The organism is Vitreoscilla massiliensis, from assembly GCF_001457815.1.
Taxonomy (GTDB): Bacteria; Pseudomonadota; Gammaproteobacteria; order Burkholderiales; family Neisseriaceae; genus Vitreoscilla; species Vitreoscilla massiliensis.
On sequence record NZ_LN898219.1, the window covers coordinates 115,393 to 129,181 of the forward strand.

The following is a 13,789-nucleotide window of genomic DNA, read 5'->3' on the forward strand; positions in this document are numbered from 1 at the left end:
ATGCGGCCTGTAAACCTTACGCGCCGCCCAGAAGGAAGTTATGGCAGAACACAAAGCCCGCAAGCGTTTTGGGCAGAATTTTTTACAAGACACACGCATTATTAACGACATTGTCGACGCGGTTCGCCCTGAGCCCGATGATGTGGTGATAGAGATTGGCCCCGGTTTGGCCGCGATTACCGAACCATTGGCACGCAACTTAAAACAATTGCACGTGGTGGAAATCGACCGTGATATTATTGCGCGCTTAAAGCGTTTGCCGTTTGCGGGCAAATTGGTGATACACGAGGGCGATGTGTTGCAATTGGATTTTCGCAGCATCCCCGGCATGAAGAAAATTGTCGGTAATTTGCCTTACAATATTTCGACACCGTTGTTGTTTGAATTGGTGGAAGTGGCCGACGAAGTGGTCGACATGCATTTCATGCTGCAAAAAGAAGTGGTAGAGCGCATGGTGGCCGAGCCTAAAACCAATGATTACGGTCGCTTGAGCGTGGTGTTGCAGTATTATTTCGAGATGGAAAAAATCCTCGATGTGCCACCAGAATCGTTTGATCCTGCGCCCAAAGTGGATTCTGCCGTCATCCGCATGATACCGAATTCAGGCCGCATCGGTGTGGCAGACGATTTTGCGCAGTTGAGCCGCTTGTTGCAACATGCGTTTCAACAGCGCCGCAAAACCTTACGCAATAATTTAAAACAATGGGTCAGTGATGAGGATTTTGCTGCGGTGGGCATAGAACCTACCTTGCGTGCCGAACACGTTGCCCCAGAACAATACGTACAATTAAGTAACCACTTGCTGCGCCAAGGCGTGGCAATAGATTGATGACAGGATGAGCCATGGCCAATGAAATGATCCGTTTTGAAAATGTACACAAATGGTTTAAAGATTTACACGTCATCAATGGTGTGAATCTGGACATCGCCAAAGGCGAAGTGGTGGTGGTGTGTGGCCCCTCCGGTTCAGGCAAATCAACGCTGATACGCACGGTTAACCAATTGGAGTCCATCCAAGAAGGCAATATTTACGTGGATGGCGTGTGCGTGAACGACCACAAAACCAATTTGAACAAATTGCGTGCTGAAGTGGGTTTTGTGTTCCAAAGCTTCAATTTGTACCCACACTTAACCGCCATCGAAAACATCATGTTGTCTCCGATGAAAGTGAAAAATATGAGCTCAGCCGAAGCCAAAACCTTGGGCATGAGCTTGTTGGAGAAAGTTGGCTTGGCGCACAAAGCCGAATCGTATCCTAGCCAATTGTCAGGTGGTCAGCAGCAACGTGTGGCGATTGCCCGCGGTTTGGCGATGCAGCCCAAAGTGATGTTGTTTGACGAACCGACTTCGGCACTCGACCCTGAAATGGTGGGTGAAGTGTTGAAAGTGATGAAAGATTTGGCCATGACCGGCATGACCATGATGTGTGTGACCCATGAAATGGGTTTTGCACGCGAAGTGGCCGACCGTGTGGTGTTTGTCGACCAAGGTGAAATCATTGAGGCAGCGAAGCCAGAAGAGTTCTTTACCAATCCGAAACACGACCGTGCCAAACAATTCTTAAGCCAATTGCGCGCACATTGATACGCAGCAAGACTAAGGCGTCCTGTAATTTACAGGACGCCCTTATTATTTGAAAGCAGCAAAGGAGTGGGGCAGTGGCGGTAGACCATTACGAAAATTTTCCAGTGGGTTCGGTATTGGTGCCGCGCCGTTTGCGCAAACCGATACACGCGATTTATGCCTTTGCCCGCACTGCCGATGATTATGCCGATGAAGGCGATGCCGACAATGAGCAGCGTTTGGCACAATTGCAGGCTTTATCGGATGAGTTGGGTTTGATTGAACAAGGCAAGCGGCCTGTAACGCTGTTGATGCAGCGTTTGCAAGACGAGGCGATTGCGCCGTTTGCCTTGCCGACACAATTGTTTGAGGACTTGTTGTCGGCGTTTCGCCAAGATGTGGTGCAAAAACGCTATCAAGAATTTGCTGGCTTGGTTGACTATTCGCGTCGTTCTGCCAATCCGGTTGGGCGTTTGCTCTTGTGTTTGTATGGCGTGAACGATGCCAAGTCTTTGGCGCAAAGCGATGGCATTTGCACGGCTTTACAATTGATTAATTTTTGGCAAGATGTGGCGGTGGATTGGCGCAAAGACCGTGTTTATCTGCCTTTGCAAGACATGGCCAAGTTTGGTGTCAGTGAAATGGACATTGCAACGCAGCGTTTAACACCTGAATTCAAGCGCTTGATGGCCTATGAATGTGAAAAAGCGTTTAAAATGCTGCAGGCTGGCTCGGGGCTGGTGCACCAATTACCGGGTCGTTTGGCCTGGGAATTGCGCTTAATCGTGTTGGGCGGACAGCGCATCTTGCAAAAATTGGATGAGGTGGGCTATGACGTGTTCACACAGCGGCCTGAACTCGGTCGCAAAGACTGGTGGTGGATGTTGAAACAATTGTTCAAGCCGCAGGCCAAGCAACAAGCTGGTTGTCAGCGTTCTTGAAGAAAGCGGCCTGTAAATGTCCAAATTATTGCCCAATGACACGATTGAGGAAGTGCGTACACCGTTAAAGCCAGCGCCGTTGTGGCCGTTGATATTGTTGATTATCGCGACGGTGGCGACTTTGGTGTTTACTGCTTTGCAATTGCCGCTGTTGGACAAATGGCCGTTATACGGACTGACTTTGTGGACGATGGCCTTGTTTTGCTATGCGCACCGCATGGTGTATTTTTATTATTTGCGCAAAGCCAAAAAATGGGTGTATGTGGTGGCTATGCCTGGTGTGTTGGTTTTGTATCCGAGTTTATTCATGTGTTTATTGTTTGTCGCGGCGATGGAGCAAGCGCTGCGGCATTAGTTTTGGCAGCAAGAGGAATGGTCATGGGTGTGTATATTTTGTGGTTTTTATTGTGTATTTTGGGCATAGGTCTGTGCATTTTGACTTTGATTACGGCCAATCAGCGCATGCCTAAGGTGCAAGGCGTGTGTTTGTTGGCGGGTGTGGTGTTGTTGTTGTCGACTTTAGGCTTGAGCGTGTACGACATCCAAACCAAGCCTGAATTGGACACGTATTTCATGGGCATGCAGGTATTGCCGCTGGTGATGTACGCTTGGATAGGCTATTTTGCCAGCAAGCAATTGCGCCGCTTTAAAACCGCTTGAGTGTTATTTAAATACACTTACAGGCCGCTTTCTGCAAATGCGAAAGCGGCCTGTAAATATCTGTCGCTCTGAATTGGGCTTATTCGTCTGCGCTTGAGTCTGCTTTCGATTCGGCCGCGTGTTTGTCGTGGTCTTTTTTGTCATCGCCATCGGGTATGACCGCGCCCACAACCGCTGCCGTGCCTTTGACCGTGTATTTGCCCACGGTATACACCGCTTTGACTGGCACCGTCACCAATTTGTACACACAGCCTTGCAACATCAGGCAGCAACCGAGGATTAACAACGTGGCACGCATGGGTGCATCCTTGCAAAGAAAAGCGCATTATCGCTGATTTTGTACAGTCTGACTGTATTTGCAGGGATGATGGCGCATAAAAAACCGCTGCAGCGCAGCGGTGATTGGCAAGGTCTTAGTTATCGATTTTTTCCACCCGTTTGAGCTCGGGCTGTACCTCATTGAAATCGCCTTCGATGATGTCACCCTCTTGGTCTTGCTGCTGACGGCGTTGTTGGTAAGCCTGTTGGGTATACGCAGCGGTAATGCCGGTTTTTGGGCCGCCTTTTAAGGGCAACATCAAACCGGCGGCAAACACGGTAGACACAAAGCCGGGGCTTAATAACATCAAACCGGCCAAGATAAAGCGGATTGGCCACATCAATTGGTATAAAGACAGGCCTTGTTTGTTATGGCGCAAGGTTTCGCCTGCCATCAATACTTTGGAAAAACCGACGTTGCGCAGTAAGAACACGCCGAGGAAGAATTGCACAGCCATTAATACCAAAGTCCAGCCACCGAGCCATTGGCTCATGAGGACGATAGAAATGATTTCTGCTATGAAGAAGGCCGGAAACAACCAACCAAGGTAACGCATGCGTGTTCCTGTTTTCAAGTATTTAAGTGTCTGTTAAACATATAAGCAAGGTGGACATAATTCAAGCGGCCTGTAAGTCAAATTAAGTAAACCAATGAGGTGGTATGGCGGTGAACAGCGGTGTATGGCTCAGAACAGAGTGTAAATGCGCAGAATCTGTGGGATAGATGTTGGTTTTCTTCAAGGAGTGACACAAGGTTTACAGGCCGCTTGTGTGAGTGAAGTTGCGCAGGTATGGCTTGATGGCAGTCAACACAGTACACAGCTCAATTAGGGCCCGTACCATAAAAACAGCCTGAATCTGCAAGACTCAGGCTGCTGTTTATATCTGTGTGGATGCTTATTGGTCGAGGTTGCCCAAGATGATGCGCAACATGCGACGCAACGGCTCAGCCGCGCCCCACAACAATTGGTCGCCGACGGTAAACGCGGTGATGTATTCGCCGCCCATGCCCATTTTGCGGATGCGGCCAACGGGTACAGACAAAGTGCCAGTCACTTTGGCAGGGGTCAATTCTTCGATAGACGCTTGTTTTTCGTTAGGAACGACTTTAACCCAGTCATTCGCACTGGCCAACAAGGCTTCGATTTCGGCCACTGACAAGTCTTTTTTCAATTTCAAGGTGATGGCTTGGCTGTGGCAACGCATGGCGCCCACGCGCACACACAAACCGTCAATCACGGTAGGGTTGGCAGTACGTCCCAAAATCTTATTGGTCTCCACGCCGCCTTTCCATTCTTCTTTTGATTGACCGTTGCCCAAATCGGCATCAATCCAAGGAATCAAGCTGCCTGCCAAAGGCACGCCGAAGTTTTCTTTTGGATAGGCATCAGAGCGCAAGAAATCAGACACTTTGCGGTCTATGTCCAAAATCGCGCTGGCTGGATCGGCCAATTCCGCCGCCACTTCGCTTTCAATCGCGCCCATGCCGGCAATCAATTCGCGCATGTTTTTCGCACCCGCGCCAGAAGCCGCTTGGTAAGTCATGCTCGAAGCCCATTCGACCAAATCGTTTTGGAACAAGCCGCCCAAAGCCATCAACATCAACGACACGGTGCAATTGCCGCCGATGAAGTTTTTCACACCGTTTTGCAAGCCCGCATCAATCACATCGCGGTTAACTGGGTCCAAAATAATGATGGCGTCGTCTTTCATGCGCAAACTTGAAGCCGCGTCTATCCAATAGCCATTCCAACCGCTCGCGCGCAAAGGCTCAAACACCGCTTTGGTGTAATCGCCACCTTGGCAGGTGACGATGATGTCCATCTTGGCCAATTCGGTAATATTGTTGGCATCGAGCAATGTCTTTTCGGTTTGACCGAAGTCAGGTGCAGTGCCACCAATATTCGAGGTGGTAAAAAACACACTTTCAGGAATGTGTTTGAAATCTTGCTCTTCTTGCATGCGTTGCATCAAAACCGAACCAACCATGCCGCGCCAACCAACAAAACCTACTTTCACAACGAGCTCCTTTTGCGGAAACGACTAAAAATCAATAGAAGTGAAAACTATAACCTAAAATCAGACACTGTATCAGTCTATTTGCGAAAAAAGTTTACAAATTATCGAATTGGCAAGTATGGCCGTCAGGGTTTTATGTAATTTTGCTATTTAACATGAATTAACTTAGAATGGTGTAAAAAATCGAGTATAAATTTTAATTTCTGCCGCACATCAAACCATAAACATTTTTTATCCCTCAATTCAGGAGTGAACAGATGAACGATTTGAACAATGTATACCAATCCACACAGGTAGATTATGAGGATGACGGTGGCGAAGAAATGGAATTGGCTACGCCAGGTAAACGCATTGCGGCTTATTTGATTAACTATCTCATTAGCTTGGTTGCGGCCGTGCCGTTAATCATTGGTTTTTACCAAATGTACAAATCGTATGTCATTTCTGCCCAAGCAGGAGCGAGTGCACCCGATTTCAGCGGCGCTTCTATGGGCATGATTGGTTTGGGTTCGCTATTGGTGTTGGCTTATTACATTGTGCAAGCAGTTTTGATGAGCAAAAATGGTCAATCCATGGGCAAGCGCATCATGAAAATCAAAGTGGTGGATGAAGATGGCGACAATCCGGGCTTTGTCAAAGTGGTGTTGATGCGTGAAGTAGTGCCTAATTTGGTATTGGCATTTGTAGGCATGATTCCATTCTTGGGACCGATTGCACAAATTGGCTTTTGGGTGGCATGTTTGGTGATGTTGTTCTTGGTAGATCGCGATCGCCAAACCTTGCAAGACATGATCGCCAAGACTTATGTTGTGGATGCTGAATAAGTTGCAAATGAGATAAAAGCGGCCTGTAAACTGTTTACAGGCCGCTTTTGCATAGTCATAGGGTATTTAAGTTGTTTGAACATAAAATCTGAGAGCGGTGTGCCGTTGAGGGGATGGCATGGCGCAACAGAATCAGCCTACTGGCAGTATATGGTGTAGTTATGGTGGGCATACATAAAGGGAAAACGAGATGGATGATTTGAATTCAGTTTACCATTCAACACAAGTGGCAATGGCGGCAACCGAAGACGATGGCGATGAGTTGGAGCTGGCTTCTGCAGTGCAGCGCATTGTGGCATGGATCATCAATCGGGTGATTGAAATTGCGATGTTGATACCGGTAATTGGGGTGATTGTTGCGTTGTTGTGGCAAGCGCAGGGCAGTAAGGACGCTGATTTACTCATGACTTCGATGATGGGCAGCTTGGGTTTGGTGGGGTTGTTGTATCTGGTGTATTCGGGCGTGCAAGTGTATTTGATGAGCAAATACGGTCAATCGATAGGCAAACGCATCATGAAAATACGGGTGGTGACGGAAGACGGTGATAAAGCCGGTTTTGTGCGCAATGTGTTGTTGCGCGAATTGGCCTATGGTGCGATTTGCATGGTTATCATGTTGGGCATAGGTTTTTTGGCAGAGCTGGTATTCGGTACCAGCGACAATGTGATGGCGACGATGGCGGTGAATGGCATGGTGGAATTCATCAGTTATATTCCAACCATCGTGTGCTTGGTGATGCTGTTCCTCGAAAGCCGTAACCGCCAAACCTTGCAAGACTTATTGGCGAAGACGTATGTGGTGCAGGTGTAAGTCTATCGTCTTAGTGAGTATTGATTAGTCATTTCTAATGCATGATGTATGCGGCCTGTAACAGTTTACAGGCCGCATTTGTCTGCGCAACACGCATCAATTGGGCACAAAATTGCCAAAAATCAGGTCTGATACACAATGCTTGTGGGTGGTAATGTAGGGAGTATCTGGTCTTGTGTTAGCAACTTTGGGTCGCGGTTGTCTGCCATGTTGCAATATAGGCGGCCTGTAAAGCCTGTGGGCAGTGTGTTGTGGCTGATGTTGATGGTTTTTAGGGTGTAATCTTGTTGATTTAATAAAATCTTTGCTGTATAAATTCATAAATAATAAAAATAATAGATAATAAATCTAAATAATTAATTATTATTGAAATGAATATAAAGCGAGGAGCGTGAGATGGCTGAACAGTTAGTCTACACCGCCCGCCAAAGCGATGCACATGGACACATCGATTGGTCTGAAACGGAAGACCACACTTGGCAACAGTTGATGACGCGGCAATTGGGCAATTTGCAGGGCAAGGCTTGTGATGAGTATTTGCTGGGCTTGGAGCGCTTGAATCTGCCGCAAGACCACATTCCGGCCTTAAAAGACGTCAGCCGCGTGTTGTACGAGGCCACCGGTTGGCAATGCGCCGAAGTGCCGGCCTTAATCAGTTTCGACCGCTTCTTTAAGCTTTTGTCTGAACGAAAATTTCCAGTGGCGACGTTTATCCGTCGCCCCGAAGACATGGATTATTTGCAAGAGCCCGATATTTTTCATGAAATCTTTGGCCATTGCGCCATGCTTACCCATCCGGCTTTCGCCGATTTCACTGCCCATTATGGCAAACTGGGTGTGGCCGCGAGCAAGCAAGAGCGGGCATATTTGGCGCGTTTGTATTGGTTTACGGTCGAGTTTGGCCTGCTCAATACCTCGCAAGGCTTGAAAATTTACGGCGGTGGCGTTTTGTCGTCGCCACAAGAAACCGAATACGCTTACGCATCGACTGTGCCAGAGCGGCGCGCGTTTAACATCAGCGATGTGTTGCGCACACGTTACCGCATTGATGTGTTGCAACCGATTTACTACCAATTGCGCAGCGTCAACGATTTGTATGACTTGGCGAATACCGACATCATGGCCGAAGTGGCCAAAGCGCGCGAATTAGGCTTGTTTCCGCTGCCCGAATCCATTGCACATTAATGCTCCGAACCATGCCCCAAGCCCATAAACTGCATGTTGGGTAATGAACATCATGGAGGACAAAATCGCGATGACCATATTGGATGTTGAGATGGAGGCGGTGTTGTTGCAAGCCATTGATGCCCACATTGCACTGGCGCATGAGCTGATGCACAAACTCATTACCGAAACCGACCAGCCTGAAAAAGCCCTCATCGCAACCGGGCATTTTGATGAAATCCAAAATGCCGATGTGTATGCTGGAGGGGAAACACTGTCAGGTGGATGGTGGTTTGATGTGCATGGGGAGCATTGTTTGTTTCACAACTTGGTGACGGGGCAAAAATTGGAAGTGGCCTTGGGCGACCAAGACTGTGTGGCCACAGTGGATGCGTATTTCTTTGCGCAGTTTTTGGCCAGCAGCAAGGCGTTTCAGTGTTTAAGCCGCTGGGTTGAACAGCTTGATGGTGGTGTGTTGGCGCTGTTTGAACAACTGGCCCGTGACAATAAAATGCAGCAAGTGCGGGGTGTGGTGTTTAGAAAAACATGACTTGCTTAGGTAATCATGGCAATGGCTGAGGCTGCGCCTCAAAAAAAACAATTGATGATGGAGAATCCGATGAGTGCTGAATTAAACCAACTGCAATGCGAGGCTTGCCGCGCCGGTGCGCCGCAAGTGAGCGATGAAGAATTACCGGAATTGTTGCGCCAAATTCCCGATTGGCAACCGATAGTGGTCGATGGCGTGATGCAATTGCAACGCGTGTACACTTTCCGCAATTTCAAACAAGCATGGGCGGCGAGCAACAAAGTGGCAGAATTGGCCGAACAAGAAGGCCACCATCCAGCGCTGTTATTAGAGTGGGGCAAGCTCACCATCACTTGGTGGACGCACGCCATAGGTGGCTTGCACAAGAATGATTTTATTTGCGCCGCCAAAACCGATGCGGTATTGAGCGCGCAATAAGCACAAGAGTGTGTGTGAGTAAAAGCGGCCTGTAAACGATTTACAGGCCGCTTTTATATGCATCAAGTGAGTCTGTTTAGCCCAAATCGACTTTGGCACCCAAGGCAGTGAGGAATTGCGACAACCATTGTGGGTGGGCCGGCCAAGCTGGGGCGGTGACCAAATGGCCATCGGTGACGGCATCGTCTATGGCGATGTCGGCATACACGCCGCCGGCCAAGCGCACTTCCGGCGCGCAGGCGGGGTAGGCAGACACGGTTTTGCCCTCGATGATTTCGGCCGCGGCCAAGATTTGCGCACCGTGGCACACCGCCGCAATCGGTTTTTGCACCTGATTGAATTCACGTACGATGTCTAAGACGCGTGGGTTCACGCGCAAATATTCAGGCGCTCGGCCTCCAGGGATGATTAAGCCGACATAATCGGCAGTATTGACCTTGGCAAAATCGGCATTGAGGGCGAAATTGTGGCCGGGTTTTTCGCTGTACGTCTGCGCGCCTTCAAAATCGTGTATCGCGGTTTTGATGCTGTCGCCGGCTTTTTTGTCCGGACACACCGCATCAACATGGTAGCCCACGCCCAATAAAAACTGAAACGGCACCATGGTTTCGTAATCTTCGGCATAATCGCCGACCAACATCAGGATTTTTTTGCTCATAGAATACTCCAGTTCAACACAGAAAAAGAGGCAAGCTTGCTTTGCCAACGTACAAGACTTGCATCCGTCAAAATACGGCCAGTGCTAGATATCGCTTACAAAAAATCTGTGTAAGAAAACCACTTATCATCAGTACAATACCGGCTAAGTTCTGCTGCTCATTATGCATTATCCATATCGGTTTGCACACACACCACCACCACGTCCAACCATGTTTCGTGCTGAAACGCCTGCTTGATGCGGGCAAAGTCCCAAGTGGCGATGTTGGCCAAATCGTGTTCGGAGTGGGCACTGTCTACCAATAAGCACACACAATACCCTGCTTCTGAGGCGGCCTGTAACCAAGCTGCATCGGCTATTTCACATGTGAGCAGCGTTTGCTCCGCTGCCACGCAATGCAAACACTGCTGTTGTCGCAGCCAATAGCCATCGTCGGCAAGCAGGTAAAATGCGTCTTCACCTTCATAGGCATGGCCTAAGAGTGCGGTCAGAGTTGCTGGCAATTCCGCTGTGTTGAGCAGCAATAAAGGCGCCATTTGACCATCTTCATCGGCACAGAAAGCGGTAATAGGGTGGTGTAGCTGCATGGCTTAGTCTTGTGCCAATTGCATGCGCAAGGCCTCTGTGTTGTCGACCATCTTCGCGCCTGCCGCCTGCATTTCATCTATGGCACTGGCCACCGTTTCAGCGGCGATGCCGCGACAAGCGGCCAGATTCAGCCATACTGTCCAGTTTGGATTGTAAGCGCACAATTGCAATACCGTGTTTTTAACACAATAGTCGGTAGCCAAACCGCCTACCAACACATGTTTCGCGCTATTGACCGTCAGCCATTCCAATAAACCAGTGCTGATGGTGTTGCCCAAATCATGGTAGCAAGCGCCATACGGGTGCATGTTGTTTTCCACGCCTTTGTAGACCAGAAAATCGTATTGCTCAGGCTCGGGCAAGCCGGGCAAGGCTTTGAAGCCGTCGGTGCCGACTTCGGCATGGCGCACCCAGCCGATATCGCTGTTGGGCAAGCCAATGGGCGTGCCGATTTGTTCGTGCGTGGGCACCACCCATGCCGCATGCGGATTGTGCGCGTCTTTGGTGAGCACACGCTTGTCGGCCAATGCGGCCTGTAAATTCAATTCGGCCACAATTTGGTCGCCCTCCAACACGGGCAATTCATTCGGGCACAAAGGGCTGAAGGTGCGCTGTGGGTCTACGTCTATGGCGATGATGCTCATGGCTCAACTTTCTGATGGCAAACAAATATGTACCACATACTGCATCAGCGGCAGGGCGGCGGCAAGCGAAATGCTCACACAGATGCGCAGGAGGCTATGGTGCGCAGGGCAAAAAGTGGTATAAACGCAGTTTGTGAAGAAACCGAACACTGATAAAAGGATGATGCTGTTATGGCCGTGCACTTGAAGCCTAAAAATGCCCAAGAATTGCTCACCATTGATGGGGTGCAATTGTTTGTGGGCCAAGCGGGGATTAAAAAGCCCGATTACAACGATGTGACTTTGATGGTGTTAAGCCCGAATTCACGCGTGGCGGGGGTGTTTACCCAAAACCGTTTTTGCGCCGCGCCGGTGCGTGTGTGCCAAGAATTGTTGCCCAGCAGTAACATCCGTGCTTTGGTGGTCAACACTGGCAATGCCAACGCCGGTACAGGCGACGATGGTTTGAAACGCGCGCGCGCCGTGTGTGCGGCGGTGGCCGAGCAAATCAAGTGTGAGGCCAACCAAGTGTTGCCATTTTCGACAGGGGTGATTTTGGAACCCTTGCCACACGAGAAAATCCAAGCCGCGATTAAGAAAATGAAGCCTGTGCATTGGGACATCGCCGCCAAAGCCATCATGACCACCGACACCGTGGCCAAATCGGGCAGCCGCGAATTGGTGGTGGATGGCGAACACGTGCGCTTTACCGGCATTTCCAAAGGTTCGGGCATGATTCATCCGAACATGGCAACCATGCTCGGTTTTATCGCGCTCGATGCCAACATTGCCACCGAGGTATTGCAAGTGTTGGTGAAAGAAGTGGCCGACAAAACCTTTAACTGCATCAGCGTTGATGGCGATACCTCGACCAATGACAGCTTCGTGATTGTGTCTACCGGCAAAGCCAAATTGGCACCGATTACCGCCGCCGAAGGCGCCACTTATGAAGCCATCAAAGCCGTATTAATCGACTTGGCTTTGGAATTGGCACAAGCGATCGTGCGCGATGGCGAAGGCGCCACCAAATTCATCACGGTTGACGTACAACACGCCGCCACCGCCGAAGAAGCACGCCAAGTCGCCGATGCGATTGCACGCTCGCCCTTGGTGAAAACCGCGTTCTTTGCCAGCGACCCCAATTTGGGCCGCATCTTGTGCGCCATCGGTTATGCCGGCGTGGTTGACTTGGACGTGCAACAAGTGCGCGTGTGGCTGGGCAATGTGTTGGTGGCAGAAAAAGGCGGCCGCGCCGCCAGCTATGTCGAATCTGCTGGTGCGGCGGTGATGAAGCAAAGCGATATCACCATCACCGTGGACTTGGCGCGCGGCGATGCGCAAACCTTTATGTACACCTGCGATTTCTCATATGAGTATGTGAAAATCAATGCTGAGTACCGCAGCTAAGTCATAAGCAATCATACATATTGGGTGAATTGCTCACCTGTTAAATCAAGCGGCCTGTAAATCTTCATTGTGGATTTACAGGCCGCTTTGTTGTCGGATTTATTCCACTTATTTTTGTTGTGCTTGTTTCAATTCTTGCTCAAATTGAGGGAGAAGCTGTACTGCTCGTTGGTGCGAAATGAATGGTAGTGATTCAGAGGACATATTTGCAGGGAGTGTAACAGCCACCGCCGCCCGAGTCCATTTAATCGCTTGTTTTAAATCCTGAATGTTTTTGTGTTCAAGATACTGTTTGTAATGGATTTCACCTTCACCTAATAAACTCTCAATATTGCCTTGGTTTGCCGCTTTTCTTCTCCAATAGGCACTTTGAGCTTTGTCGACGGGAAATGGCTCCGTACTGAAGGCAAGATACCCTGAATAATACATACTGTCTAATTGTGCTTGAGCATTGGCATCTCCTTGTATGGCTTTTAACATGATCTCTCCTATGGTATTGCGCACCACAATGTCCCATTGAGTGAGGATTGCTGCTGGCACATGGTTTTGCAATTCTTGAAACATCGCTAAACGCTGTATGGATTTGGTGTCTTGTTGAGAAGCGGCTTTTTCCATCCAATAAATGGCTTGGTTGAGGTCAAACTGGGTTCCCGTACCGTTGAAATACATGATGCCTAGCAAATGCATCGCATCAGTGTGCTGTTGCTGGGCAGCTAAGGAAATTGATTTGAAAGCCTCGTCTGCATCAAATGACTCAGGCTGGAGGTAACTCAGACCGCGAGCGTATTAGGTTGCAGCATCTTTGGTTTGAGTAAGAGCAATGGGAAGTTCTGAGTTGGGCACAGACTCTGCATGTGCAGTCATCGTCAATGAGAGCATGCTTGCCAACAGTAAGTAAGGCAGTTGAGATGCATAGGTGGTCAAAGATTTTTTGGCTGCGCCCAAGGTTAAGAATGACAGCATGTGATTGCCTTTGCTTGAATGATACAAACTGAATTTTAACTCAAATGATGATGGTTAATGCGGCCTGTAAACCTCTTACAAGGGTTTACAGGCCGCTTTGTTGTATGTACACGGTTTTTAACAGCGAAGGCATTGGATACTGAGCCTATCTGTTGAGATGCAATTGGGTCAATAAGCGCTTATTGGGGCTTCAGCTTTACTTGTTTTGAGATGTTGCAAGCAGTGTGGTGAGATTTAATATTCACCTTGAGTATTATGTATGCGAATCGGGGTAAATAGTGCT

General features: G+C 49.0%; 19 protein-coding genes. 11 read left to right on the plus strand and 8 right to left on the minus strand.

Features of this window, described 5'->3' with window-relative positions; genetic code table 11:
• Positions 1-40: 40 nt before the first annotated feature.
• The 5 genes from rsmA to BN3003_RS06070 all read left to right on the plus strand — a co-directional run bounded on the left by rsmA (position 41) and on the right by BN3003_RS06070 (position 3,164).
• The gene (rsmA, locus tag BN3003_RS06050; protein ID WP_058355766.1) at positions 41-829 is read left to right on the plus strand and encodes a 16S rRNA (adenine(1518)-N(6)/adenine(1519)-N(6))-dimethyltransferase RsmA; all 789 of its coding nucleotides are present in this window, start codon (positions 41-43) and stop codon (positions 827-829) included.
• 26 nt (positions 830-855) lie between these two features.
• Positions 856-1,584, plus strand: coding sequence for an amino acid ABC transporter ATP-binding protein (locus BN3003_RS06055; RefSeq protein ID WP_058356258.1), 729 nt, complete (start codon positions 856-858; stop codon positions 1,582-1,584).
• Between the two features lie 74 nt (positions 1,585-1,658).
• A complete protein-coding gene (gene hpnC, locus BN3003_RS06060) occupies positions 1,659-2,504 on the plus strand; it encodes a squalene synthase HpnC (RefSeq protein ID WP_058355767.1) in 846 nt (281 codons plus the stop codon).
• A gap of 16 nt (positions 2,505-2,520) precedes the next feature.
• On the plus strand, positions 2,521-2,859 hold the full coding sequence (locus BN3003_RS06065) for a hypothetical protein (RefSeq protein ID WP_058355768.1): 339 nt from the start codon (positions 2,521-2,523) through the stop codon (positions 2,857-2,859).
• Between the two features lie 23 nt (positions 2,860-2,882).
• Complete coding sequence (locus tag BN3003_RS06070) at positions 2,883-3,164, plus strand: hypothetical protein (RefSeq protein ID WP_147645364.1); 282 nt, start codon at positions 2,883-2,885, stop codon at positions 3,162-3,164.
• A gap of 79 nt (positions 3,165-3,243) precedes the next feature.
• Here BN3003_RS06070 and BN3003_RS06075 read toward each other — a convergent pair whose 3' ends face one another.
• The 3 genes from BN3003_RS06075 to asd all read right to left on the minus strand — a co-directional run bounded on the left by BN3003_RS06075 (position 3,244) and on the right by asd (position 5,501).
• Positions 3,244-3,462, minus strand: coding sequence for an NF038104 family lipoprotein (locus BN3003_RS06075; protein ID WP_058355770.1), 219 nt, complete (start codon positions 3,460-3,462; stop codon positions 3,244-3,246).
• A 115-nt stretch (positions 3,463-3,577) separates the two neighbouring features.
• Positions 3,578-4,039: an FxsA family protein gene (locus BN3003_RS06080; protein WP_058355771.1), complete on the minus strand. Its 462-nt coding sequence runs from the start codon at positions 4,037-4,039 to the stop codon at positions 3,578-3,580.
• 340 nt (positions 4,040-4,379) lie between these two features.
• On the minus strand, positions 4,380-5,501 hold the full coding sequence (gene asd, locus BN3003_RS06085) for an aspartate-semialdehyde dehydrogenase (protein WP_058355772.1): 1,122 nt from the start codon (positions 5,499-5,501) through the stop codon (positions 4,380-4,382).
• 257 nt (positions 5,502-5,758) lie between these two features.
• Here asd and BN3003_RS06090 point away from each other — a divergent pair, with 257 nt between their 5' ends.
• The 5 genes from BN3003_RS06090 to BN3003_RS06110 all read left to right on the plus strand — a co-directional run bounded on the left by BN3003_RS06090 (position 5,759) and on the right by BN3003_RS06110 (position 9,267).
• Positions 5,759-6,325 (plus strand): RDD family protein, encoded by a 567-nt coding sequence (locus BN3003_RS06090; RefSeq protein WP_058355773.1) that lies wholly within the window; start codon positions 5,759-5,761, stop codon positions 6,323-6,325.
• Positions 6,326-6,515: 190 nt separating this feature from the next.
• Positions 6,516-7,136 (plus strand): RDD family protein, encoded by a 621-nt coding sequence (locus BN3003_RS06095; RefSeq protein ID WP_058355774.1) that lies wholly within the window; start codon positions 6,516-6,518, stop codon positions 7,134-7,136.
• A 396-nt stretch (positions 7,137-7,532) separates the two neighbouring features.
• A complete protein-coding gene (gene phhA, locus BN3003_RS06100) occupies positions 7,533-8,321 on the plus strand; it encodes a phenylalanine 4-monooxygenase (RefSeq protein WP_058355775.1) in 789 nt (262 codons plus the stop codon).
• A gap of 52 nt (positions 8,322-8,373) precedes the next feature.
• Positions 8,374-8,850, plus strand: a complete 477-nt coding sequence (locus BN3003_RS06105; protein WP_058355776.1) for a DUF6896 domain-containing protein — start codon at positions 8,374-8,376, stop codon at positions 8,848-8,850.
• Between the two features lie 69 nt (positions 8,851-8,919).
• Entirely contained in the window at positions 8,920-9,267 is a 348-nt protein-coding gene (locus tag BN3003_RS06110) for a 4a-hydroxytetrahydrobiopterin dehydratase (protein ID WP_058356259.1), read from the plus strand.
• Positions 9,268-9,343: 76 nt separating this feature from the next.
• Here BN3003_RS06110 and BN3003_RS06115 read toward each other — a convergent pair whose 3' ends face one another.
• The 3 genes from BN3003_RS06115 to BN3003_RS06125 all read right to left on the minus strand — a co-directional run bounded on the left by BN3003_RS06115 (position 9,344) and on the right by BN3003_RS06125 (position 11,157).
• A complete protein-coding gene (locus BN3003_RS06115) occupies positions 9,344-9,925 on the minus strand; it encodes a DJ-1/PfpI family protein (RefSeq protein WP_058355777.1) in 582 nt (193 codons plus the stop codon).
• A 161-nt stretch (positions 9,926-10,086) separates the two neighbouring features.
• Complete coding sequence (locus tag BN3003_RS06120; protein WP_058355778.1) at positions 10,087-10,512, minus strand: hypothetical protein; 426 nt, start codon at positions 10,510-10,512, stop codon at positions 10,087-10,089.
• Between the two features lie 3 nt (positions 10,513-10,515).
• Entirely contained in the window at positions 10,516-11,157 is a 642-nt protein-coding gene (locus BN3003_RS06125) for an isochorismatase family protein (RefSeq protein WP_058355779.1), read from the minus strand.
• A gap of 171 nt (positions 11,158-11,328) precedes the next feature.
• Between BN3003_RS06125 and argJ the strand changes: the two genes are divergently transcribed.
• Positions 11,329-12,543, plus strand: a complete 1,215-nt coding sequence (gene argJ, locus BN3003_RS06130) for a bifunctional glutamate N-acetyltransferase/amino-acid acetyltransferase ArgJ (protein ID WP_058355780.1) — start codon at positions 11,329-11,331, stop codon at positions 12,541-12,543.
• Positions 12,544-12,651: 108 nt separating this feature from the next.
• Here the strand turns inward: argJ and BN3003_RS06135 are convergent, their stop codons facing one another.
• Together BN3003_RS06135 and BN3003_RS18800 are read right to left on the minus strand one after the other, a co-directional pair.
• Positions 12,652-13,230 (minus strand): tetratricopeptide repeat protein, encoded by a 579-nt coding sequence (locus BN3003_RS06135; protein WP_058355781.1) that lies wholly within the window; start codon positions 13,228-13,230, stop codon positions 12,652-12,654.
• 99 nt (positions 13,231-13,329) lie between these two features.
• Positions 13,330-13,506: a hypothetical protein gene (locus tag BN3003_RS18800; RefSeq protein WP_159061409.1), complete on the minus strand. Its 177-nt coding sequence runs from the start codon at positions 13,504-13,506 to the stop codon at positions 13,330-13,332.
• Positions 13,507-13,789 lie beyond the last annotated feature (283 nt).

Excerpts from the sequence above, each read along its gene's own strand:
- BN3003_RS06080 (WP_058355771.1), bottom strand. The coding sequence starts at position 4,039 with ATGCGTTACCTTGGTTGGTTGTTTCCGGCCTTCTTCATAGCAGAAATC.
- BN3003_RS06055 (WP_058356258.1), top strand. The coding sequence starts at position 856 with ATGATCCGTTTTGAAAATGTACACAAATGGTTTAAAGATTTACACGTC.
- BN3003_RS06135 (WP_058355781.1), bottom strand. The coding sequence starts at position 13,230 with ATGCATTTGCTAGGCATCATGTATTTCAACGGTACGGGAACCCAGTTT.
- BN3003_RS06075 (WP_058355770.1), bottom strand. The coding sequence starts at position 3,462 with ATGCGTGCCACGTTGTTAATCCTCGGTTGCTGCCTGATGTTGCAAGGC.
- BN3003_RS06095 (WP_058355774.1), top strand. The coding sequence starts at position 6,516 with ATGGATGATTTGAATTCAGTTTACCATTCAACACAAGTGGCAATGGCG.
- BN3003_RS06125 (WP_058355779.1), bottom strand. The coding sequence starts at position 11,157 with ATGAGCATCATCGCCATAGACGTAGACCCACAGCGCACCTTCAGCCCT.
- BN3003_RS06070 (WP_147645364.1), top strand. The coding sequence starts at position 2,883 with ATGGGTGTGTATATTTTGTGGTTTTTATTGTGTATTTTGGGCATAGGT.
- BN3003_RS06115 (WP_058355777.1), bottom strand. The coding sequence starts at position 9,925 with ATGAGCAAAAAAATCCTGATGTTGGTCGGCGATTATGCCGAAGATTAC.
- BN3003_RS06090 (WP_058355773.1), top strand. The coding sequence starts at position 5,759 with ATGAACGATTTGAACAATGTATACCAATCCACACAGGTAGATTATGAG.
- rsmA (WP_058355766.1), top strand. The coding sequence starts at position 41 with ATGGCAGAACACAAAGCCCGCAAGCGTTTTGGGCAGAATTTTTTACAA.
- BN3003_RS06110 (WP_058356259.1), top strand. The coding sequence starts at position 8,920 with ATGAGTGCTGAATTAAACCAACTGCAATGCGAGGCTTGCCGCGCCGGT.
- BN3003_RS18800 (WP_159061409.1), bottom strand. The coding sequence starts at position 13,506 with ATGCTGTCATTCTTAACCTTGGGCGCAGCCAAAAAATCTTTGACCACC.
- argJ (WP_058355780.1), top strand. The coding sequence starts at position 11,329 with ATGGCCGTGCACTTGAAGCCTAAAAATGCCCAAGAATTGCTCACCATT.
- BN3003_RS06065 (WP_058355768.1), top strand. The coding sequence starts at position 2,521 with ATGTCCAAATTATTGCCCAATGACACGATTGAGGAAGTGCGTACACCG.
- phhA (WP_058355775.1), top strand. The coding sequence starts at position 7,533 with ATGGCTGAACAGTTAGTCTACACCGCCCGCCAAAGCGATGCACATGGA.
- BN3003_RS06105 (WP_058355776.1), top strand. The coding sequence starts at position 8,374 with ATGGAGGACAAAATCGCGATGACCATATTGGATGTTGAGATGGAGGCG.
- BN3003_RS06120 (WP_058355778.1), bottom strand. The coding sequence starts at position 10,512 with ATGCAGCTACACCACCCTATTACCGCTTTCTGTGCCGATGAAGATGGT.